Annotated in this window: 22 protein-coding genes; 11 read left to right on the forward strand and 11 right to left on the reverse strand. The window is 71.0% G+C overall.

Annotated elements, in window-relative coordinates; translation table 11 throughout:
- Positions 1-72: 72 nt before the first annotated feature.
- The 3 genes from RM788_RS19725 to RM788_RS19735 all read left to right on the forward strand — a co-directional run bounded on the left by RM788_RS19725 (position 73) and on the right by RM788_RS19735 (position 3906).
- Positions 73-2322, forward strand: coding sequence for a penicillin acylase family protein (locus RM788_RS19725; protein ID WP_315933169.1), 2250 nt, complete (start codon positions 73-75; stop codon positions 2320-2322).
- A 114-nt stretch (positions 2323-2436) separates the two neighbouring features.
- Positions 2437-3105, forward strand: coding sequence for a TetR/AcrR family transcriptional regulator (locus RM788_RS19730; protein ID WP_315933171.1), 669 nt, complete (start codon positions 2437-2439; stop codon positions 3103-3105).
- A gap of 72 nt (positions 3106-3177) precedes the next feature.
- Complete coding sequence (locus RM788_RS19735) at positions 3178-3906, forward strand: SDR family oxidoreductase (RefSeq protein ID WP_315933172.1); 729 nt, start codon at positions 3178-3180, stop codon at positions 3904-3906.
- 33 nt (positions 3907-3939) lie between these two features.
- On the opposite strand, the gene RM788_RS19740 is transcribed toward RM788_RS19735, so the two are convergent.
- The 3 genes from RM788_RS19740 to RM788_RS19750 form a co-directional block, all read right to left on the reverse strand.
- Positions 3940-4407: a hypothetical protein gene (locus tag RM788_RS19740; protein ID WP_315933173.1), complete on the reverse strand. Its 468-nt coding sequence runs from the start codon at positions 4405-4407 to the stop codon at positions 3940-3942.
- Positions 4407-6089 carry a PHP domain-containing protein gene (locus RM788_RS19745; RefSeq protein ID WP_315933175.1) on the reverse strand — a complete coding sequence of 561 codons (1683 nt, stop codon included), beginning with the start codon at positions 6087-6089 and terminating at the stop codon, positions 4407-4409. Before RM788_RS19745 ends, RM788_RS19740 begins: the two co-directional genes overlap by 1 nt.
- A 100-nt stretch (positions 6090-6189) precedes the next feature.
- Positions 6190-7068 (reverse strand): alpha/beta hydrolase, encoded by an 879-nt coding sequence (locus RM788_RS19750; RefSeq protein WP_315933176.1) that lies wholly within the window; start codon positions 7066-7068, stop codon positions 6190-6192.
- Positions 7069-7234: 166 nt separating this feature from the next.
- Between RM788_RS19750 and RM788_RS19755 the strand changes: the two genes are divergently transcribed.
- Positions 7235-8455 carry an alginate lyase family protein gene (locus tag RM788_RS19755; RefSeq protein WP_315933177.1) on the forward strand — a complete coding sequence of 407 codons (1221 nt, stop codon included), beginning with the start codon at positions 7235-7237 and terminating at the stop codon, positions 8453-8455.
- Positions 8456-8509: 54 nt separating this feature from the next.
- Here RM788_RS19755 and RM788_RS19760 read toward each other — a convergent pair whose 3' ends face one another.
- Both RM788_RS19760 and RM788_RS19765 read right to left on the reverse strand, forming a co-directional pair.
- Positions 8510-9256 (reverse strand): isocitrate lyase/PEP mutase family protein, encoded by a 747-nt coding sequence (locus RM788_RS19760; RefSeq protein WP_315933178.1) that lies wholly within the window; start codon positions 9254-9256, stop codon positions 8510-8512.
- Positions 9253-9813: a hypothetical protein gene (locus RM788_RS19765; RefSeq protein WP_315933180.1), complete on the reverse strand. Its 561-nt coding sequence runs from the start codon at positions 9811-9813 to the stop codon at positions 9253-9255. Before RM788_RS19765 ends, RM788_RS19760 begins: the two co-directional genes overlap by 4 nt.
- A gap of 56 nt (positions 9814-9869) precedes the next feature.
- Between RM788_RS19765 and RM788_RS19770 the strand changes: the two genes are divergently transcribed.
- The gene (locus RM788_RS19770) at positions 9870-10571 is read left to right on the forward strand and encodes an ArsR/SmtB family transcription factor (RefSeq protein WP_315934684.1); all 702 of its coding nucleotides are present in this window, start codon (positions 9870-9872) and stop codon (positions 10569-10571) included.
- A gap of 57 nt (positions 10572-10628) precedes the next feature.
- On the opposite strand, the gene RM788_RS19775 is transcribed toward RM788_RS19770, so the two are convergent.
- Positions 10629-11378 (reverse strand): PP2C family protein-serine/threonine phosphatase, encoded by a 750-nt coding sequence (locus tag RM788_RS19775; RefSeq protein WP_315933181.1) that lies wholly within the window; start codon positions 11376-11378, stop codon positions 10629-10631.
- 76 nt (positions 11379-11454) lie between these two features.
- On the opposite strand from RM788_RS19775, the gene RM788_RS19780 reads away from it, so the two are divergent.
- Both RM788_RS19780 and RM788_RS19785 read left to right on the forward strand, forming a co-directional pair.
- On the forward strand, positions 11455-13197 hold the full coding sequence (locus RM788_RS19780) for an N-6 DNA methylase (protein WP_315933183.1): 1743 nt from the start codon (positions 11455-11457) through the stop codon (positions 13195-13197).
- Positions 13198-13204: 7 nt separating this feature from the next.
- Complete coding sequence (locus tag RM788_RS19785) at positions 13205-14101, forward strand: serine/threonine protein kinase (RefSeq protein ID WP_315933184.1); 897 nt, start codon at positions 13205-13207, stop codon at positions 14099-14101.
- Here RM788_RS19785 and RM788_RS19790 read toward each other — a convergent pair.
- The 3 genes from RM788_RS19790 to RM788_RS19800 form a co-directional block, all read right to left on the reverse strand.
- The gene (locus RM788_RS19790) at positions 14098-14409 is read right to left on the reverse strand and encodes a winged helix-turn-helix domain-containing protein (protein WP_315933186.1); all 312 of its coding nucleotides are present in this window, start codon (positions 14407-14409) and stop codon (positions 14098-14100) included. The genes RM788_RS19785 and RM788_RS19790 overlap by 4 nt on opposite strands.
- The gene (locus tag RM788_RS19795; RefSeq protein ID WP_315933187.1) at positions 14406-14891 is read right to left on the reverse strand and encodes a hypothetical protein; all 486 of its coding nucleotides are present in this window, start codon (positions 14889-14891) and stop codon (positions 14406-14408) included. Before RM788_RS19795 ends, RM788_RS19790 begins: the two co-directional genes overlap by 4 nt.
- Positions 14892-14966: 75 nt before the next feature.
- Entirely contained in the window at positions 14967-16043 is a 1077-nt protein-coding gene (locus tag RM788_RS19800; protein ID WP_315933188.1) for an ROK family transcriptional regulator, read from the reverse strand.
- Between the two features lie 69 nt (positions 16044-16112).
- On the opposite strand from RM788_RS19800, the gene RM788_RS19805 reads away from it, so the two are divergent.
- The 4 genes from RM788_RS19805 (at position 16113) to RM788_RS19820 (ending at position 18887) form a co-directional block, all read left to right on the forward strand.
- A complete protein-coding gene (locus tag RM788_RS19805; protein WP_315933189.1) occupies positions 16113-17159 on the forward strand; it encodes a Gfo/Idh/MocA family oxidoreductase in 1047 nt (348 codons plus the stop codon).
- Positions 17156-17632 carry a heme-degrading domain-containing protein gene (locus RM788_RS19810; protein ID WP_315933190.1) on the forward strand — a complete coding sequence of 159 codons (477 nt, stop codon included), beginning with the start codon at positions 17156-17158 and terminating at the stop codon, positions 17630-17632. The genes RM788_RS19805 and RM788_RS19810 overlap by 4 nt, the downstream gene beginning before the upstream one ends.
- Positions 17629-18441, forward strand: a complete 813-nt coding sequence (locus RM788_RS19815; RefSeq protein WP_315933192.1) for an SAM-dependent methyltransferase — start codon at positions 17629-17631, stop codon at positions 18439-18441. Before RM788_RS19810 ends, RM788_RS19815 begins: the two co-directional genes overlap by 4 nt.
- Before the next feature lie 80 nt (positions 18442-18521).
- On the forward strand, positions 18522-18887 hold the full coding sequence (locus RM788_RS19820) for an HPF/RaiA family ribosome-associated protein (RefSeq protein WP_315933193.1): 366 nt from the start codon (positions 18522-18524) through the stop codon (positions 18885-18887).
- Between the two features lie 618 nt (positions 18888-19505).
- Here the strand turns inward: RM788_RS19820 and RM788_RS19825 are convergent.
- Positions 19506-20681 (reverse strand): DUF6923 family protein, encoded by a 1176-nt coding sequence (locus tag RM788_RS19825; protein WP_315933195.1) that lies wholly within the window; start codon positions 20679-20681, stop codon positions 19506-19508.
- Positions 20678-21436: a bestrophin-like domain gene (locus tag RM788_RS19830; protein WP_315933196.1), complete on the reverse strand. Its 759-nt coding sequence runs from the start codon at positions 21434-21436 to the stop codon at positions 20678-20680. Before RM788_RS19830 ends, RM788_RS19825 begins: the two co-directional genes overlap by 4 nt.
- Positions 21437-21680 lie beyond the last annotated feature (244 nt).

Genomic DNA, 21680 nt, shown 5'->3' on the forward strand with positions numbered 1-21680 from the left:
AAGCGCGCACACGGCACGTCCCGAAGGGGCGTGCCTCCACGAGTACGAACCTCCATGGAAAGGAGAGCATCCGTGCTGCTCCGAAGCAAGCTGACGGCCTTGGCCGCCATACCCGCGCTGCTCGGGGCCGGGGCCGCGGCGGCCGACGCCCGAGGGCTGTCCGCGACCATCCGCTACACCGAGTACGGGATCCCGCACATCGTGGCGACGAGCTACCGGGAACTCGGGTTCGGGCAGGGGTACGCGGCGGCGAACGACAACATGTGCTCGCTGGCGCAGACGATGTTGACCACGTCCGGGTCGCGGTCGCGGTACCTGGGAGCGGACGCCGCGACCGGCAGCGGGTTGACGCGGGCCAGGACGAACCTGACCAGCGACCTGTACTTCCAGGGGGTCAACGACACCGGCGTGGTCGAGCGGCTGGTGGCGCGCAAGGACAAGCTCGGGCCCACGACCGAGGTGCGCGAGGCCGTGGCCGGGTACGCGGCCGGGGTGTCGGAGTACCTGCGGGAGAACCGGATCACGGACCCGGCGTGCGCGGGCAAACCGTGGTTGCGGCCGATGACCGAACTCGACGTCTACCGGCACGTGTACGCGCTGGGCATGATCTTCGGCCAGGCCTCGGCGGCGGACGGGATCGTGGCGGCCGAGCCGAAGCCGGAGCAGTCGATCGGCAGCAACGCGATCGCGCTCGGCAGCGCGATGACGGCGAACGGGCGCGGCATCTCGCTGGCCAACCCGCACCTGCCGTGGAACACGCCGGACCTGCGGCTGTGGCAGTCGCACCTGACGATCCCCGGCAAGATGGACGTGGCGGGCGGCGGCATCGTCGGCGTGCCGTTCCTCTGGCTGGGCCACAACGCGACCATCGCGTGGAGCGGCACGGCGGCGGACACGACCCGGACCTACAGCGTGTTCGCGCTGAAGCTGGTGCCCGGTGAGCGGACGAAGTACCTGGTGGACGGCAAGCCCGAGGACATGGTGCGCCGCGACGTGACGGTGACCGTGCAGGACGGCACGACCGTGACCCGGCCGCAGTGGTGGAGCCGGTACGGGCCGATCGTCCCCGCGGTCGACGGGCGCGACCTGCCGTGGACCAACGAGACCGCCTACGCGTTGTCCGACGCGAACGCCGAGAACCTGCGGATGACCAACTCGCTGGAACGGCTGTCGCGGACCGGTGACACGGCCTCGGCGTTCCGCGCGCTGGAGGAGACGCAGGGGCTGCCGTGGATGAACATCTTCATCACGGACGCGAACGGCACGGCGAAGTACTCGCAGCTGCACAACATCCCGAACGTGACCGACGAGCGCGCGGCCCGGTGCAACACCGAACTGGGGAAGCAGACGTGGGCCCAGGACGGGATCGCCGTGCTGGACGGGTCGCGGACCGACTGCGCGTGGGGTCGCGACGGTGACGCCGTGCAGGCGGGCGTGTTCGGGCCGTCGGAGCTGCCCTCGTTGCAGCGCAACGACTTCCTGGAGAACTCGAACGACAGCTATTGGCTGACGAACCCGAAGCAGCCGGTCACCGGATTCTCCCGGATCCTCGGCAAGACGGGCGCCGAGCGCACGGCGCGCACCCGCGGTGCGCTGACGGAACTGGTCAAGGGCGGCAAGTACACCCGGCAGTCGTTGCAGGACCTGATGTTCTCCAACCGGGACTACATCGCCGACCTGGTGCTCGACGACACCGTGGAGCTGTGCCGCACGCTGTCCGCCGACCTCGCCGACGCGTGCGACGCGCTGTCGACCTGGGACCACAAGCACGACATCGACAGCCGCGGCGCGCTGCTGTTCGACCGGTTCTGGGCCAAGGCCCGGAGCACCGCGACCTGGAAGGTGCCGTTCAGCGCGGCCGACCCGGTCAACACGCCGAACACCCTGGACACGAGCGCTCCCGCGATCGGCCAGGCCCTGACGACCGCGGTCGGCGAACTGCGCGCGGCGGGCATCCCGATGAACGCCCCGCTGGGCGACAACCAGTACGTCGTGCGCAACGGGGAACGGATCCCGATCGACGGCGGCACGGCCGGGCTGGGCGTGTTCAACTCGATCCGGGGCGCCTGGGACCCGGCCAAGGGGTACACCGAGATGCAGCACGGGGCGACCTACCTGCACGTCGTGGCGTTCGACGGCGACGGGTGCCCGGACGCGGTCACGCTGCTGGCGTATTCGCAGTCGTCGGATTCGACGTCGCCGCACTTCAGCGACGAGACGAAGCTGTACTCGAAGAAGCAGTGGGTGACGGAGCGGTTCTGCCAGCGCGACGTCCTCGCCTCGCCGGAACTCCGGATCGTGCAGGTGCGCCAGCACGTCTGACCCGCACGGACTGTGAGGGCCACCCCAGCGGCATCGGGGTGGCCCTCACGGGCGTCATCAACGCTTACAGGTTTCGAGTAGCGCGGCTACGACACCAGTGTTAGCGTTGCTTCCATGAGCACGAGAACACGGATACTGGAGGCCGCGGCCGAACTGCTCGCCGAGTCGCCGGTGGCCGACGTGTCCACGAGGGCGGTCTGCGAGGCCGCCGGGGTGGGCGCACCGGCGCTGTACCGGCAGTTCGGCGACAAGGAAGGCCTGCTGACCGCGGTAGTGGACTACGGCTTCGAGAAGTACCTCGCGGGCAAGCAGGCGGCTACGCCGTCGGAGGACCCCGTGCGGGACCTGCGGGACGGCTGGGACGCCCACGTGGCGTTCGCGCTGGAGAACCCCAGCTACTACCGCCTGATGTACTCCCCCACCGTGAGCGGCACCCCCGCCGCCGCCGTCGAGGCCCACCACCTGCTGACCGAGGTCGTCGAGCGGGTCGCCGCCGCGGGCAGGTTGAGCGTCTCGGTCGAGGCCGCCGCCCAGATGATCATGTCCGCCAACACCGGCGTCGCCCTCGTGCTCATCACCCGCCGCGAGCTGTACACCCCGGACGTCTCCACCCGGGTCCGGGACGCGATCCACACAGCCATCCTCGTTCCGGAACAGGACGCGGTGGCACGCGGCGGCGAGGTCTCCGCGCTCAGCGCCCAACTGCGCCGCTCACCACCCGAGAAGCTCACGCCGGCGGAGACCGGACTGCTCCAGGAGTGGCTGACCCGCCTCACCGACTGACCCCCGCAACACCGGCGGTTGTCGCACCAGCGCCACCCGTCGATCCTCCACGCCCATATCAAGGAGAACGTCATGAGCAAGCGCGTCGCGATCGTCACCGGTGGTTCCCGCGGCATCGGCCGCGAGTCCGCCGAACGCCTCGGCCGGGACGGCTTCGCCGTCGTCGTCAACTACGCGGGCAACGAGACCGAGGCCGCCGCCGCCGTCGAAGCCATCACCGGCGCCGGCGGCGAGGCCATCGCGTTCAAGGCCGATGTCGCCGAAATCGACCAGGTCACCGCCCTGTTCGACGCGGCGGAGTCCGCCTTCGGCGGCGTCGACGCCGTCGTCCACGCCGCGGGCACCATGTACCTGGCACCCGTGGCCGACATCGACTTCGACGCCCTGGACCGCATGCACCGCACCAACATCCGCGGCACCTTCGTCGTCAGCCAGCAGGCCTCCCGCCGGGTCCGCGAGGGTGGCGCGATCATCACCTTCTCCACCTCGGTCCTCGGCCTGCGCATGCCCGGCTACGCCGCCTACGCCGCCACCAAGGGCGCCGTCGAAGCCATCACGATGATCCTCGCCAAGGAACTCCGCGGCCGCGACATCACCGTCAACACGATCGCCCCCGGTCCCACCGCCACCGCCCTGTTCCTCGACGGCAAGGACGACGAGACCATCGCCAACCTGGCGAAAGCCGCTCCCCTCGAACGCCTCGGCCAGCCCACCGACCTCGCCGACCTGGTCGCCTTCCTCGCAGGCCCGTCCCGCTGGATCAACGGCCAGGTCATCCGCTCCAACGGCGGCATCGTCTGACCGCCGCCCCCTGGACTCCCGCCAAGCCGCCGCTCAGTGCGATCCCGCGCAGCACTCGTGCGGCTCCTCGACCTCCGCGGGCTGGAACACCCCGCCCGCCGCGGGCTCGACCAGCAGCACCAACCGCCCGTCCCGGTACTCCGGCCGCACGAACCCCGCCGTGGCCACCGACGTCCACGGCGTCACCGCGGCGCCGATCCCGACCACCTCGTCGATCGCCGTCGCCGCGACGATCTCCGACACCGGATGCGTGCCGGTCACGGCCTCCCAGCCGGGGAACCGCACGCAGCGGCCCCCGACGGGCGGGTCGATCGCGGTGCCGGGCGCGAGGCCGCCGGTGATCCGCGCGGACACCACCGTCACCGCGACCGAACCGGTGCGTTCGACGTGGGTCAGCACGAGGTCGGCCGCCACCCCCGCGGCGTCCAGCGCGGACAGCACCTGCCGGTCGAAGTGCGCGCCCACCGACGTGAACTCCGGGACCAGCCGCACCCAGCGCATCAGATCACGTCCACGAACACCGGGTTCGCGTAGAACCACAGGTCCGCCCACGGGTCGGCGTCGCCGACGACGTCCATGACCGGGCCGCCGTCGGCGGTGAGCTGGTTGCCGTCGGTGCCCCGCACGCGCAGGTAGAACGCGCTCGCGACGTCGCGGAACACGTACGTGAACCGCGCCCGGTTCTTGGTGACCTCGAACGACTTCACGACGGCGGTGCCCGGCGCGGACAGCGCGTCGCGGTCGACGGACGGCCCCGTGACCGGGCCCGCGATGAGGTCGAGCTTGGCCAGCTTCGGCACCACACCGGCGAAGTTCGGCCCACCGGCACCGGTGACGTCGATGGTCACCTCGATCGAGCCGCCGCGCTCGACGTAGGTGCGGCCGCCCAACGTGACGCCCCGGTTGTCGCCCTCGCCCAGTGCCCGCACGCGCACGTCCAGGCCGTCGATCAGCCTGCCGTGCACCGCGATCACCTTGCCGGACTGGAGCCCGCGCATGACGTCCACGTACGACTTCGACCGCGCCCCCACCACGGTGCGGCTGTAGAAGCCGGGGAAGAAGTCGCCGAACCCGGTCTGCTTCACCCCCGAGTCGACCGGCGCGCCGCGGCTGCCGGTCTTCTCGTAGTCCTGCGCGCCCGGCGTGATCGTGTCCGCGAAGACCTGGTGCACGTCCGAGGTGGAGGTGATCCACCACGGCCTGCCCTCGGCCAGCATCGAGTCCCACAGGCCGCCGACCTTCGCGGTCATCCAGTCGAACCCGCCGTAGGTGCGGTACGGGTTCTCGCTCCCGGTCGGCGCGTAGCCGGGGTGGCTGTCCACACCGGGCGACGAGTCGTAGTAGCCGCGCGCGCCGCCGCGGCCGCCCGCCGACTTGGGGATGCCCGAGGCCTGGTGGCCCGGCGCGCCCTCCATGCCCACGGCGACACCGGGTGCGGCGTCCCGCCAGCCGCGCAGTTCGTGCGGGCTGTCGACACCGCGTCGCGCGGGGTGGTTGGCCAACATCAGCGCGATCTCGGTCCGTCCACTGAGGACCTGCGCTTCCAGGTAACGCAGTGCCGCCAACGCGTACGGCTCGCCGTCCGCCGACGTGGCCCGCGCGATCAGCCCCTTGCCGCCGTTCTCCACCGACGTCGACAGCACGCCGCCGTCGTACGCGCCTTCGAACGCGCGCAGGATGTCGACGGTGTTCCGGTCCGGCGGCAGGAACACCGTCGCGTGCTCGGCGCCGGGGATGTTCCACTCCAGGCCCTGGTACACCAGCACGTCGCGGTTCGCCTTGCGCGCCTTCTCGATGTCCGGCGTGACCTGGTCGATGGAGAACTTCTGGTGCGCCACACCGCCGTGGTCGGTGATGACCATCCAGTCCAGCCCGTGCGCGCGGGCCTTGGCGACCTGCGTGGACACCGGGTACTGGCCGTCGCCGGAGTACTGGGTGTGGATGTGGTGGTCGCCCGAGTACCAGCGCTGCGGCGCGCCCCACTGGTTCGTCGGCACGGGAGTGGCGGCGGCCGTGCCCGCGCCACCCGCCAGCGCCACCCCGCCGACGGCGACGCCGAGACCGGCCAGGAAGCGCCGGCGGGCGACCGCGATGGGCCGGTCGTCCGCCGGGTCCTGCCAGCTGCCCTCGACGGGCTCTACCTCGTGGTGGTGGTGCTCATGGCCATCGTGGTGGTGCGACATGTGTTGGGCTCACCGTTCGCGCGTCGACTACGTCGCCGCGGAGTATGTCCAGGTGAGAGCGCCGCCGACGTCGGACAACCGGTGAACTCCCGATGAACCCTCACGTCTGCTCGGCGCGCTTGGCGTTCCTGGTCACCGCCTCGACGATGGTCGGCCACACCTGCTCCGGGAGGTCGTGGCCCATGCCGTCGACCACCAGCAGTTCGGCGTCCGGCACGGCCGCGGCCGTCGCCTCGCCGCCCGAGACGCCGATCAGCGGGTCGGCCGCGCCGTGGACGACCAGGGTCGGCAGGGTCACGCCGCGCAGCCCCGGCGTGCGGTCGGGCGAGGCCAGGACGGCGGCCAGGTGCCGCGGCGAGGCCAGCGGGCGGTGCGACCGGTCGTGACTGGCCTCGATGCGCCTGCGTGCGACGTCCTCGTCCACGTCGAAGCCCGGCGACCGGGTCAGCCGCGACGAGGCGAGGCGCTGCTCGATGATCCCCTCGCGGGTCGGCGGCGACGGCTGGGCGAGCGTGGCGATCACCTCGGGCCTGCCCTGCCCGACGCTCGGGTCACCCGTGGTGGACATGATCGAGCACAGGCTGAGCAGCCGTTCCGGGTGGTCGATGGCGGCCTGCTGGACGATCATGCCGCCCATCGACGCCCCGACCACGTGCGCGCGGTCGATCCCGAGCGCGTCGAGCAGGCCGATGAGGTCCGCGGCCAGGTCGGCGATCAGGTAGGGCGCGGTCGAGGTGTCGCCCGACAGCAGGGCGGCCAGGTCCGGCAGCGGCAGGTCGTCGAGCCATGTCGACAGGCCGACGTCGCGGTTGTCGTACCTGATCACGTGGAAGCCCTGCGCGGCGAACAACCCGCAGAAGCCCTCGTCCCACGTCGTCATCTGGGCGCCGAGCCCCATCACCAGCACCATCGGCGGGTCGGCGGGGTCGCCGAAGGTGTCGTACTCGAGTTCGAGGTCTGCGAACTTCACTCGCGGCATGGGTGGCGGCCTTTCCACAATTCGATTTGTTCACATGCGTGAATAAAGACAGTCTGCCCGGTCCGGCATAAAGTCGGGGAAAAAGTTCCGGTCCGGGAAATCATTGACCTAACTGGTCTGGACCACCCACACTATCGGTCTCCCCAAACCCCTGCGAGGAGACCAGATGAACCGATCGCCTCTGCGCGCGAAAATCGTTGTGGCCGCCCTGTCCGCGCTGCTCACGGTAGCCGGGACCCAGGTGGCGACCGCTGTTTCCCAACCGGCACCGGATGGCGGGTTGACGATCGCGGCGCCCGCCACGTTCACGCACCCCGGAGTGCTGGTCAGCCAACCGCAGCTCGAGTTCATGCGGACCAAGGTGCTCGCCGGCGCACAGCCGTGGAAATCCGCGTACGACCAGATGATGGCCAGCAAGTACGCCTCCCTGACGCGCACCCCGCTGCCGCGCGCGGTCGTGGAATGCGGTTCCTACTCGAACCCGAACTACGGCTGCACCGACGAGCGCGAGGACGCGATCGCCGCGTACACGCTCTCGCTCGCCTGGTACGTCACGAAGGACACCCGGTACGCGAACAAGGCGATCCAGATCATGGACGCCTGGGCGCCGGTCATCAAGGACCACACCAACAGCAACGCCCGGTTGCAGACCGCGTGGTCCGGGTCGTCGTGGCCGAAGGCGGCCGAGATCATCCGCTACACCTACACCGGGTGGCCCGCGGCGAACGTGGCGAAGTTCGCGACCATGCTGCGCACGGTCTACCTGCCGGAGATCCAGGCCGGGCTGGCGAACACCAACGGCAACTGGGAACTCAGCATGATGGAGGCCTCCATCGGCATCGCCGTGTTCCTGGAGGACCGCGCGGCCTACGACAAGGCCGTGTCGATCTTCCGCACCCGGCTCCCGGCTTACATCTACCTGTCCACGGACGGCGCGCTGCCCAGGACGCCGCCCGGCAGCGGCATCGACACCCGCGACGAGATCATCGCCTACTGGCAGGGCCAGTCGACGTTCCAGGACGGCGTCAGCCAGGAGACGTGCCGCGACTTCACCCACACCGGGTACGGCCTGGCCGCCGCGGCGCACATCGCCGAGACGGCCCACCACCAGGGCCAGGACCTGTGGGGCGAGAACAAGGACCGGATGCGCCACGCGTACGGCCTGCACGCCCGCTACCAGCTGGAAGCGATGCCGTCGTGGCTGTGCGGCGGTGTCCGCAGCCAGAACCTCGGCCCGACGACCGAGGTCGCGTTCAACGCGCTGAACACCCGGCTGGGCATCGCCATGGCGAACACCCAGAAGTACACCGAGCAGCAGCGCCCGCAGGGCACGGACAACCTGTTCATCGCCTGGGAGACCCTGACCCACGCGCAGAACCCGGCGTAGTCCACCGGCCGCGGGCGGCTCCGGCCGCCCGCGGTCCCAGCCCCCGCCGACTGGTCAGACCAGCCCCTGGACGTCCGCGTAGCTCGGGATCCCGTCGGGGACCGGCCCGCCGTCGCGCACCGCGCACGCGGTCGTGACGGCGGCGTGCAACGCGGCCCGGAACAGCAGCGATCCCGTGCTGACCCGCCTGACCCCCAGTTCCCCCAAACGCTTCAGGCCGAGCGCGGGGACGTGCAGGACGTTCAGCGGCGCGGCCACCGCCTCGACCACGGCCGCGATGTCCTCCTCCGAAGCCAGTCCCGGCACGAAGACGCCGTCCGCGCCCGCGTCCAGGTAGCGGCGCGCGCGGTCCACAGTGGACTCCCGGTCGACCGACAGCCAGTAGGTGTCCACCCGCGCGTTGACGAACAGCCCCGGCGCGCCCTCCTTGGCCGCCCGCACCAACTCCGCCTGCTCCTCCGGGTCGGCCAAGCGCCCACCGGGCCGCCCGTCCTCGATGTTCACCCCCGCCACCCCCAGTTCCGCGAGTTCCGCCGCGAGTTGCCCCACGTCACCCCCGAACCCGGACTCGACGTCCACCGTCACCGGCACCGGCAGCCCGACGATCATCCGGGCCAGCGCCACCGTCTCGCCCCGCGCCACGCCTTCCCCGTCGGCCAGGCCGTGCGCGGCCGCCACCCCGAGGCTCGTCGTGCCGATCGCCGCGAACCCGGCGGCGTGCAGCGCGACCGCCGACGCGAAGTCCCAGGCGTTCGGCAGCAACAGGGGCTCGTCGGCGTGGTGCAGGTCGTGGAACGTCATCGGGTCAGTCCTTCCGCGATGGCCAGCGCGTGCTCACGCCCTGGACAGGCGTGCGCCCCGAGCCCGAAGGGGTGATCGGTCAGGTCGACCTCGACCAGCGTGCCGTCCGGCGCGATCCGGCGCGTCACGGGCACCGGCGGGTGGACGCCCGCGACCAGTGCCGCCATGGCCCCGCACGCCTGCACCAGCAGCCCGATCCGGTTCGCGGTCCGCTCGTCCCACCCGCCGCAGGCGTCGACCAGCCTCGCCACGGCCGCGTCGGCTTCCGGCGTGACGGCCGTGTGCGGCTGGTAGGACCGGGCCACCAGGTCGACGTCCTCCGGGTCCACGTCCAGCCCCAGCGCCTCGGCGAGCACCTCCACCGGGCCCGTGCCCCGGCTCCCGGCCAGGGCTCGCGGTTCGACGGCCGCCAGCTCGGCGACGACCAGCGCCCGCCGCCGCTCGTGCACCGGCCCGTCGCTGAACCGGACGACGGACGCCCGCAGCCAGGCGACCCCCTCCGAGGCGTCGGGAACCGGGGGGACGGTGTAGCGGGGATCGGTCAGCGCGCTGGACATGCCACGACCGTAGGACCCGGACACTTCGGCGCGCGCCGAACGGTCGACGCCGCACACTGGACACCGTGGACGAACTCGCGGACCTCGCGGCACTGCTGGCCGACCGCACCAGGGCCGCGTTCTGCGTCGCCCTGCTGGACGGCCGCGCGTGGACCGCCGGGGAGCTGGCCGCGCACGCCGGGGTCGCCGCGTCGACGACCAGTGAACACCTCGGCAGGCTCGTCGCGGGCGGGCTGCTGGCGGAACGACGGCAAGGACGGCACCGGTACGTGCAGCTCGCGAACCAGCAGGTGGCACAGCTGATCGAAGACCTCCTGGCCCACGCGAAGCCGGCCGCACCGCGTTCGGGCCTGCGCGCCGCCAGCGCCTCGGCCGCCATGGCCAGAGCGCGGACCTGCTACGACCACTTCGCGGGTCGCCTTGGCGTCGGCATCACCGATGCCATGACCGCCAAGGGATACCTGTCCCGAACCGATGGGTTCGCGCTCACCGACACCGGTTTCGCCTGGCTGACCGGACCTCTCGGCGCGGACGGGCCCCGGCTCCGCGCCACCCGGCGCCCGTTGAGCCGACCGTGCCTGGACTGGACGGAACGCCGCACCCACCTGGCCGGCGCGGCGGGAGCCCATGTGCGCCAGCACTTCCAGGCCCAGGACTGGGTGCGCCGGATCGGCACCACCCGCGCGGTTCAGGTCACCCCGACGGGCGCGACGGCGTTGCGGGACCTGCTGGGACTGGACGTGGCCGACCTCGGCTGACCGCGACGCCGAAGATCGGGGTGCCCGAACCCGGACGCCCCGCACTCGGCTCAGGCCCTAGAGCCGCCCGCTCCAGTGCGCCAGCCACTCGTCGTTGACCACGTCGACCAGCACGCAGGTGATGTTGTCCGGTCCGCCGCCCTCGTTGGCCAGCGCGATCAGCTTCACCACGGCCTCGTCGCGGTCCTCGACCTGCGTGAGCACCTCGAGGATCGCCTCCGGCGCCACCACGTCCGACAGCCCGTCCGAGCACAGCAGGTACCGGTCGTTCACCTGCACCTCGTGCAGGAACACGTCCGGCTCGGGCGAGTTCCCGGCCTGCAGGGCGCGCATCAACATCGACCGGCGCGGGTGCAGCACCGCCTGCTCGGCGGGCATCCGCCCCTCGTCCACCAGCGCCTGCACCATCGTGTGGTCCCGCGTCACCTGCGAGATCTCCCCCTCGCGCACCAGGTAGCACCGCGAATCCCCGATGTGCGCGACCGCGAACTTGGACCCGTCGACCCACAGCAGCGCGGTCAGGGTCGTGCCCATCCCCCGCATCCGCAGGTCCTGCTCGGCCATGTCGGTCAGCCGCAGCGCGACCTCGTCCATCATAGCCGTCAACGCCGGAACGGGGTCGCCGGTCACGTCGTAGTGCGCCAGCACGTCGATGGCGGTGGCGCTGGCGATCTCGCCGAACGCGTGGCCGCCCATGCCGTCGGCGACGGCGTACAGCGGGGGCTCGGCGCAGGCGGAGTCCTCGTTCAGCTCGCGGCGGAGCCCTGGGTGGGAGCCAACGGCGTGGGCCAGCCGGTTGTGCGTCATGGGAACAGTGAAACATTGGTTGATTCAGTTCACAAGCAGAACCACTGTGCATCGGTTGTGAACTAGGGTGTACGGCATGGACCAGGACGCCACCGTGAGCGCGGGCGACATCGCCCGCCTCGTCGACGTGGGGCGTGCCGCCGTGAGCAACTGGCGCAGGCGGCACGAGGACTTCCCCACGCCGGTCGGCGGCACGGCGTCCAGTCCGCTGTTCTCCCTCAACGAGGTCGAGGACTGGTTGCGGCGCAACGGGAAGCGCGTCGACGTGTCACCGGTGGAACGCGCCTGGCAGTGGTTGCGCGGCGCGGGCGACGACCTGTGCCTCGGCGACCGGGTGGCCGAGGCGGGGGCCGCCCTGCGGTCGGAGGACGGGGGCGCGCTGGCCTCCCTGGCGGCCGAGCGCGGGCCGCTGGCGGCGTTCGAGTTCCTCTGCGAGCGCTACCTGGAAGCGCATTCCCGGCAGCTCGACGCCACTCCCGCGGACGTGGCCGCGCTGCTGGTCAGGCTCACCGAGCCGGACGGCGGGACCCTGTACGACCCGGCCTGCGGACTGGGCACGACGCTGGTCGACACGCCTGCCGCGCGGGTGCTCGGCCAGGAGATCGACGAGACCTCCGCGACCATCGCCGAACACCGGCTGCGACTTCGATCACAGCCCGGCGACATCCACGTCGGGGACGCCCTGCGGCAGGACGGCTTCGCGGGCGAACTGGCCGACGCGGTGGTGTGCGACCCGCCGTTCACCGAGCGCGCGTGGGGCTACGACGAGCTGGCGGGCGACCCGCGCTGGGAGTACGGGTTGCCGCCGCGCGGCGAGTCGGAGCTGGCCTGGGTGCAGCACTGCCTGAGCCACGCCAAACCCGGTGGCCTGGTGGCGATCCTGATGCCGTCGGCGGCCGCCAGCCGCCGTCCCGGCCGCCGGATCCGGGCGAACCTGCTGCGGGCGGGGGCGCTGCGCGCGGTGCTGACGCTGCCGGGCGGGCCGGACCTGTGGGTGCTGCGCCGCCCCGAGCCCGGCGACCGCACGCCGTCGCACGTGCTGCTGGCCGAGGTCGACGAGCTGTCCACTGTGGACGGTCTGTGGGCGGCGTTCCGCACGGACCCGACCGACGGGCCGTCCGTGCCGATCGTGGACGTGCTCGACGAGGACGTCGACCTGAGCCCGGCCGTGCAGACGTTGCGGCGCAGCGGTGGCGAGGACACGCACCTCGCGTTCGTCGAGGCGCTCGCCGCGCTGCGCAAGACGGTGCTGCCGACCCCGGAGGTGGAGAAGGCGTCGCAGCAGGCCCCGCCGATGACGACGATCGGCGAGCTGGCCAAGGGCGGCCTGCTGACGATGAAGCACGCGGGCGCGAAGCTCACCACCGGCACCGGGGAGCTGCCCGTGCTGACCGCCGACGACCTCGCCGCGGGCGTGGAGCCGTCCGAGCGCACCACGCCCGATCCCGACCTGGTCGAGGTCGAGCCCGGCGACGTGGTCGCGTCCCCGATGGGCACCGCCCGCGTGGTCGGCTGCCGCGCCGTGCTCGGCCCGTACCTCGCGGTCTACCGGGTGGACCCGAAGCGGCTGGACCCGCACTTCCTCGCGGGCGTCCTGCGCGCGGCGGCGTCGCGCGCGCACCAGGGGTCGAGCCGGGTCGACGCGCGGCGCACCCAGGTGCCGCGGCTGCCGCTGGCCGAGCAGCAGGCGTACGGGAAGGCGTTCCGGCAGCTCGGCGTGCTCGAGGACGCGCTGCGCGAGACGGCCGCGTTGGGCGAGAGCGTCATCCGGCTAGGCTTCGGCGGCCTGATGGACGGTCACCTCCGACCGCGGAGTTAGGACGGGCATGCTCATCGCCGACAGGTACGAGCTGGACGACCTGCCGCTGGGCCAGGGCGGGATGGGCGCCGTCCACGGCGGCTACGACCGCCACCTCGACCGGCGGGTCGCCGTGAAGTTCCTCCAGCTGCCCGGCGGGCGCGACGAGGAGATGGAGCACCGCTTCACCCGCGAGGCCAGGATCCTGGCCAAGCTGGAGCACGCGGGCGCTCCGGTGCTCTACGACTTCGGCGTGTACGAGTACCGGATGTTCCAGGTCATGCAGTTCATCGACGGCGTCACGGTCGCCGATCTGGTCGGCGAGCACGGGCCGTTGCCGGTGTCCTGGGCGGCTTCCATCGCGGCGCAGGCGTGCGCGGTGCTGGCGGCGGCGCACAGCCTGTCGATCTGCCACCGGGACCTGAAGCCGACCAACCTCATGCTGTGCCCGGACGGCAGCGTGAAGGTGCTCGACTTCGGGCTGGCCGTCCTGCGCGAGTCCGACGTCGCCCAGTTCACCCGGTGGGGGCAGATGCTCGGCACGCCCGCGTACATGGCGCCGGAGCAGATCCAGCGGGGCAACGCCGAGCCGCGCAGCGACCTGTACGCGTTGGGGTGCGTGCTGCACGAGATGCTGACCGGGCGGCAGCTGTTCACCGGGGAGACGGCGTACACGGTGTTCGACAAGCAGGTGAAGCAGCGGCCGTCGTCGGTGCCGCGGATCCCGGTGGCGCTGGACGAGCTGTTGCAGGACATGCTGGAGAAGGACCCGGAACGGCGGCCGGTCGACGCCACGACGCTGTTCGAGCGGCTGCTGCCCTTCGCCGTGGACCTGCCGATGCTGCCGGGTTTCCTCACGCCGCCCTCCACGCCGAGCCCGGACCGGATGTACGCGCGGGTCGTGGGACGGGTGCTGGAGGACTAGCGCGGCAGGACGGTCGCGCCCGCTCGCGCCACGATCTCCTGCAACGCCGCCACGTGCCCGTCGAACGCCGCGCGGCCCGCGTCGGTGAGCCGCGCGGAGGTGCGCGGCCGCTTGCCGACGAAGTGCTTGTGGATCTCCACGTAACCCGCGTCCTCCAACGTGGTCAGCTGCTTCGACAGCGCCGAGTCGGACGTGCCGACGGTATCGCGGAGGAACTTGAAGTCCGCCCACTCCGCCGCCGCGAGCAGCGAGACGATCGACAGGCGGGTGGGGGCGTGGACCAGCTCGTCGAACTTCGGTTCTGTCACCGGGATCCCTTCGCGACGCGGTCCACCATCATGGTCCGCAGCCTGCGGGTGAGGAACGGCCCACCGCCGATCATGAGCACGGCGCACGCGACCCCGCCCAGCGTGGCCGCGTGGGGCGTGCCGAGCGCGTTGAGCGAGAAGGACACGAGCATCGTCACGAGCAGCACCCCGAGGGTGAAGCCGAGGATCATCAGGACGCCCGTGCCACCGAGGAGCGTGTTGCGCGGCCGGGCGTGGCGTCGGCCGCGGATCGCCATCGCGCCGACCGCGGCGCAGTTGCCGAGCACGAACACGGTGGTGCCGATGCCGAGCGCCAAGCCGTTGTCGGTCTCGACGGCAGCGGAGAAGCCGGCGACCAGCAGGCCGATCGCCCACCAGAACCAGGTCGGGATCAGCGCCCGCTCGATGATCTGCCCCTGCCGCTGGCGGATCTCCGCGAGCGCGTCGGCGGCCTGGCCGGGTGGTGGCGGTTGCTGCTGCATGGCGGTCTCCTGGGCTCGTCGGGTAACGAGTCCAGGATGGCACGTACTTTCCCGCTTGGAAAGTACTTTCCCCGATTACGGTCCGCGCTGGCTGTAGAACTCGCTCAGCACCAGCATCGCCGCCCCGGCGGCCACGAGGTCGTCGCCCAGCGGGCTGACGCTGACGTCGACCTCCAGCCAGTCCGAGCGCGGGACCTGCTCGCGCACCACGTCGCGGATCCCGTCGGCGTACAGCTCCGGCGCGCCCTGCACCACCCGGCCGCCCAGGACGACGTGGTCGAGGTCGAGCAGCTGCACCAGACCCGCGACGGCCATGCCGAGCACGGTGACCGCGCCCTTGGGGTCGTCGGCGGCGAGCGCCAGGTTGTGGACGATCTCGACGCAGCCCGAACGGCCGCAGGCGCACCGGGGGCCGCCGAGCTGGATGGTGGTGTGGCCGTACTCCCCCGCGTTGGTGCGGGCGCCGCGGTGGACCTGGCCGTCCAGCAGCAGCCCCACGCCGACGCCGGTGCCGACGATGACCAGGGCGGCGTGCCGCAACTCGTCGCCGCGGCGCCAGGCCTCGGCGATCATGGCGGTGTTGGTGTCCTTGTCGACCACGACCGACAGGCCCAGCCGCTGCTCGGCGAGATCCCGCAGCGGCACGTCGTGCCAGCCGACGAGGCCGGTGGCGTCGTGGACCACGCCGTCGCGGTGGTCGAGCGGGCCGACGAAGCCGATGCCGACGCCGAGGAGGCGTTCGTCGGGCACCTCGTTGCGGGCCAGCAGGACGTCGACGAGCTTGGCCAGCTCCTCGACGAACACCTCCGGCCCGAAATCGCGGGGCAGGGCGACGACCGTGCGGTCGACGACGGCGCCGGACAGGTCGGCGAGCACGACCCGCAGCTCGTCGCGTTCGACCGCGGCGCCGAGCGCGACCCTGCTGGAGGACACCAGGCGGACGAGGGTGCGGGGTTTGCCGACGCCGACGTTGCGCCTGCCGGAGTCGACCAGGAGGCCGTCGGCGATGAGCCTGCTCACGATCTTGGACACGGCCTGCGGGGTGAGCCCGCTGCGCTCGGCGAGTTCCACCCTCGTCATGGGTTCACCCCGTCGCGCGAGACCGAGCACCACCGCGTCGTTGTACCCACGCAGGAACCGCAAGTTCGCCACGGCGCCATGATCGCATGAGTTGTCCGATTCGGCTGGCGATTAGACTACAGCGTTGCTTTAATGCTGCTCATGGCAGCTGACCTCCGCACCGGTGTGATCGGGTACGGGATCGCGGGCCGCGTGTTCCACGCCCCGCTGATCTCCTCGACACCCGGCCTCGCCCTCACCTCGATCGTGACCACGGACCCCGAACGCCGCGCGCAGGCGAGTGCCGCGCACCCCGACGTCGAACTCCTCGACACCGCCGACGACCTGTTCGCGTCCGGGGTCGACCTCGTCGTCATCGGCTCGCCGAACAAGACCCACGTGGACCTCGCGCTGGCCGCGATCGGGCACGGCATCGCGGTCGTCGTCGACAAGCCGTTCGCGCCCTCCAGCTCCGACGCGCGCCGCGTGGTCGCCGCCGCGAAGGAGAAGGGGGTGCCGCTGACCGTGTTCCAGAACCGCCGGTGGGACAGCGACTTCCAGACCGTCCGCGAGGTCGTGAAGAGCGGGGAGCTCGGCGCCATCAGCCGCTTCGAGTCGCGCTACGAGCGCTGGGTGCCGGAGATCTGGGACAACTGGCGCGAGTTCGCCGCCGCCGAGGAGGCGGGCGGGCTGCTCTACGACCTCGGCGCGCACCTCGTCGACCAGGCGCTCCAGCTCAACGGCCCGGTCCGCAGCGTGTACGCCGAACTCGACCGCCGCCGTCCCGGCGCGCTGGTCGACGACGACGTGTTCGTCGCCCTCACCCACACCAGCGGCGTCCGCTCGCACCTGTGGGCCAGCGCGTCGGCCGCGAACCACGGCCCGCGGTTCCGGGTGCTCGGCGAGCGGGCCGCGTTCACGATCAGCGGCATGGACGGCCAGGAGGACGCGCTCATCGCGGGCGCCCGGCCGGGTGATCCGGGTTGGGGCGAGGAGCCCGAGTCCGCGTGGGGCGGGATCGGCCTGCTCGACGACACCAAGCCCGTGCCCAGCGAGAAGGGCTCGTACGAGGAGTTCTACCGGCTGCTCGTGACCGCGATCCGCGACGGCGGCCCGCTGCCCGTGGACCCGGAGTCGGCCATCGCGGCGCTGGAGATCATCGAGGACGCGTTCCAGTCCGCGAACACCGGACAGGTCGTGGCCGTATGAGCGCCGAACTGCTCGCCGAGCTCGCGGCCCAGGAGGACCGGCTGCGGTTCACCCGGTTCGACAACGAGACCGCGATCGCGCTGGGCATCCACCTGCTGGACGCCGCGCGCGCCGAAAGCCTCCCCCTGACCATCTCGGTGCGGCGCAACGGGCAACGGCTGTTCCACGCCTCGCTGCCCGGCACGTGCGCCGACAACGACGACTGGATCGACCGCAAAAGTCGGGTCGTGGACCGCTACGGGCGCAGTTCCTACTACGTGGGGACGCAGTTCGCCGTCCGAGGCAGTACCTTCGACGAGTCGTCGAGGCTGGACACCGGCCTCTACGCGGCGCACGGCGGGGTCTTCCCGGTGATCATCACGGGGGTCGGCCCGGTCGGCACCGTCGGCGTCTCCGGGTTGCCGCAGGCGGACGACCACGCGTTCGTCGTGGCACAGCTGGAGAAGTTCCTCGGGTTGCAGGAGGCGCAGTGACGCAGGAGCAGGACCGCTACGGGGTCGATGACATCGACCTGGAGCAGCCGAACCCGGCGCGGATGTACGACTACTACCTGGGCGGTGCGCACAACTTCCAGGCCGACCGCACGCTCGCCGAGCAGGCGATCCAGGTCATGCCGTGGATGCGCGAGGCCGTGCGGGCCAACCGGGCGTTCCTCGCCCGCGCCGTCCGGTACTGCGTGTCGCAGGGCATCCGGCAGTTCCTCGACCTCGGTTCCGGCATCCCGACCGTCGGCAACGTGCACGAGGTCGCGCAGGGACTCGCGCCGGAGAGCCGGATCGCGTACGTCGACATCGAGCCGGTCGCCTACGCGCACAGCAAGCACCTGCTGCGCGACAACCCCAACGCCACCGTCACCAGGGCCGACCTCACCGTCCCCGAGGACGTGCTGACCGCGCCCGCGGTGCTGGAGATGATCGACTTCTCCCAGCCGCTGGCCGTGCTCGCCGTGGCCGTGCTGCACTTCCTGCCCGACGAGCGCCACCCGGAACGGGTGCTGGGCGCCTACCGCGACGTCATCGCCCCCGGCAGCTACGTGGTGATGTCGCACGTGACGTCCGACCACAACCCCGAGCAGGCGGCGGGCGCGCTGGCGGTCTACAAGCGTTCGGCCAACCCGGTGCACACCCGCAGCCACGCCGAGATCACGGCCATGCTGGACGGCCTGGAACTCATCCCCCCCGGCCTGGTCGACGCCACCCAGTGGCACCACGACCACACCCCGGAACTGACCGAGCGCACCGAACACGTCGGCTTCTACGCCGCCGTCGCGCGTCGCGACTAGCGCGGTGACCGCCAACCCGTGAGGGTTGGCGGTCACCTCACTGGCGCGCGGCGGGGAGGTGGATGGCGTAGCGTTGTTCCATGAGCGACACCGAAGTCCTTGAGCAGCGGCTACGCCTCGGCAACGGGTTCAGTCCCACCGACCAGGGGCGCGTCGTGTACGCCCTGGCGAACCTCGCCCCTCATCTCGCGGGCTGGCAGCCCCAGCAGGTCGACCTGGCGCTGTCGGTGAAGGAACGCGGTCAGAAGGACCAGAAGGTCACGTTCGAGGCCTTCCTGGCGGGCTGGCCGCCTTTCGTGGCCACGTCGCACGAGGTCGAACTGGACCACGCGCTGACCGAGGTCCGCAAGGAGATGATCCGGCAGATCGAGGACGCGAAGTCCCGGCGCGAGCCCCGCAAGCACGACAAGCCGCAGCGGCCTGCGGCGCCTGACGAACTGTTGTAGGTACTGGGGTAGGTGATGTGAGCCAGGGGTCTCCCGTGTGGGGGCCCCTGGTTTTTTGCGTGCGCTTCCGGAGTGGTGTGGGGGAAGTCGCAATCGCCGGAAACCTGCGGGGCTGTTGCGCGACACCAGGTGCAAGAGATCGCCGGGCACACCTACGACGCGCAGGTGGCGGTGGAGCCGTTGCCGGAGTGGGGTTTGGGTGGCTGCCGTTGTGGGTGGAGGTGCCTGCACCCGATCGCCGAGTGTTCTATGCCTACCGCAGCTTGTCAAGGCGGGAAAGATGCCTTGACAAGCTGCGGTAGGCATAGAGCGGCTTTGTATCAGGTGCAGGGGTAGGTCTGGCTACGCCAGCATCAGGCTTCGCCTGACTCAGGGCACCTCGCTGCGCGTCGGTAGGGCGGAGGGCGCTCCGCGCCGGGTGCGAGGGGGCGGCTGCGCCGAGGGCGGGGTATCGGCTTTGCCGACAGGGCATCCTGGGCTGCGCCTTCGGACTTGGGCATCCCTCGCTCCGCGACGGACTTGGGCATCCGGGCTGCGTCGGGTGGGGAAGTGTTGCTGGGCTTGGGTTGTGGTCGGGTTCTTGAAGGGACCGGGTGCTGATCCCTATCTCCTGGGGTTTTACACGCGGCGGGCGCGTTGGGCGGCGACTGCGCCGGCGCCGATGACCAGGAGTAGGACTGCGAGGCTCCAGCGGCGTTTGGTTTCGGTGCGGTGGTCTGCCAGTTCGATGACTTCCTCGACTGGTCGGTCCGGTTTGAACACTGGTGGTGGGACTGGTTTGGGGGTGGTCGGGGCGGGGCTGGAAGGGGGTGGGGGGAGGGTTGGGGGTGGTGGGGTGGCGCCTGCCGGGATGGGTGAAGGGGTTGTGGCGGGGGTGCTTGCGGGGGTGGGGAGTGGTTCCGCGGGTAGTGCGATCGGGCCCTCTGGGACTGTGATCGGTGGGGGGATGGTGGTGGTGGTTGGGGGCGTCGTCGTTGTTGGGGGGACGGTGGTGGTTGTTGTTGGTGGGATGACGACGGGTGGGGGTGTTGTCGTTGTTGTCGGGGGTAGCACGATTGGTGGGGGGGCGGCGGCGTAGCAGCCTGCGGAGTCGATCGTGCGTGCGGCTGGGCGGCTGGAGATCGGGGTGACGGTGCCGGAGCCGTCGAGGTCCACGCGGTAGAGGACGCTTTGGCCCGACTTGTCGTTGTTGGTCGCGTAAAGGGCGCCGTCGGGGCCGAAGACCGCCGCGCCGTAGCCGGGGCCGTCGGGCATGGGGACCGCTGGGGACAGGGGGCGGATCCAGCCGGTGTGGGGGTCGATGGTGACGACTTCGGGGTGGCCGAAGAACTTCGTGGCGACGCCGTAGAGGAGGCCGTCGGCGGGGTTGTAGTCGAAGTCGTCGACGGACACGAAGAAGCTGATCGGCCACAGCACGCTGACGGACACGAGGTCGAGGAAGTGGGCGCTTGTCGGGTTGATGTTCACGACGTACATCGCGCCGGCTGCCCGCACGTAGTAGTAGTCGCCGTGGATGGTGCCCGCGACCGCGTCGGCCAGGGCGCCGTGCGGGACGTGGCCGACGACGGTGGTGGCGCCAAGGCGGTCGACGCGGACGACCTCGCCCGTGGACGAGATGCCGTAGTAGGTGTCCTGCGCCTCGGAGTAGCCGAGCGCGTTGAGCCGGTGGTCGAGCACGCTGATCACGGTGGCCGTGCCGGAGGGCAGGTCGACCGACAGCAGCGTGGACGACCCGCCTCCGGACACCGCCTCGACCTGGAGGGCGACGCAGGCCAGCGCGGCGACGAGGATCACCGCAACCGGTCCAGCGCCGCCTGGAAGGCGTCCGGCCCGATCTTCGCGCTGCCGCTGAAGGGGTTCTGCAACTGGTAGGTGGCGTAGAGCAGGAGGGTCATCGTCGCGGCGAGGGTCGCCATGATCACGATGTGCGACCGGACCTTCGCGCCGCCGAACAGCAGTGCGAGCGCCAGCGACAGGAGGCTGCCGACGATCATCGTGAACCAGACGACGGAGGTGACGCCGTTGCCGGAGGCGTTGATCCGGTCCTGGCGCGCTTCGTAGACTTCCCACAACTTGGTGGCGGCCTCGGTCTTGCGGTCGGTCTGCCACTCGTCGTCGACGGCCGATTGCGCGACGGTCGTGCGGAGCTGGTCCAATTGCGTCCAGCCGATGGACGACACGTCGGTGCCGTCCTGCAATTTCGGCCATTCTTCGCGGATGACGGTCGACATGTAGGCGCGGGAGAGGTCGTGCACCTTCTCCTTCGTCGCGTCGGGCAGCGAGTCGCTCGCCCACGACGCGGCGACGAGGCTGTCCGCTTCGCGGTAGGAGGCCTGGTCGGCCGATCCGGTGGCGTCGAACAGCGCGATCAGCACGAACGCGATCAGCACGGCGTTCAGGCCCGCGACGATCGAGAAGACACCACCCGCCGCGGCGTTGTTCTCCTCACGGCCCTCCTCCGAGCCGAACCGCCGCATCAGGAAGGCCGCGAGCGCGGCGATCAGGGCCGCGAGAACGACCCACAGGATTCCACCGAAATATACGCTCATTCGATTCCGATCACCCTCAAAAACAAAGGGCCCCGAAAGCTATTCACTAATCTTCGGTACGCCCGCATGACGTTCAACAAAGTAGCAGGCGTTCGTCCGTCCACACGCGATTCAGGGGTCCGTTCAGCCAAGTGCCCCAATAGAATTGATCAGTCGGGTGACATTCGAACACCCGATGAGGTGCAATGCAGTTGACGTCCCCCGATCGTGCACTCCGATATCGGGCCCGCACGCCCGGATCGAC

This window comes from Umezawaea sp. Da 62-37, assembly GCF_032460545.1.
GTDB lineage: Bacteria > Actinomycetota > Actinomycetes > Mycobacteriales > Pseudonocardiaceae > Umezawaea.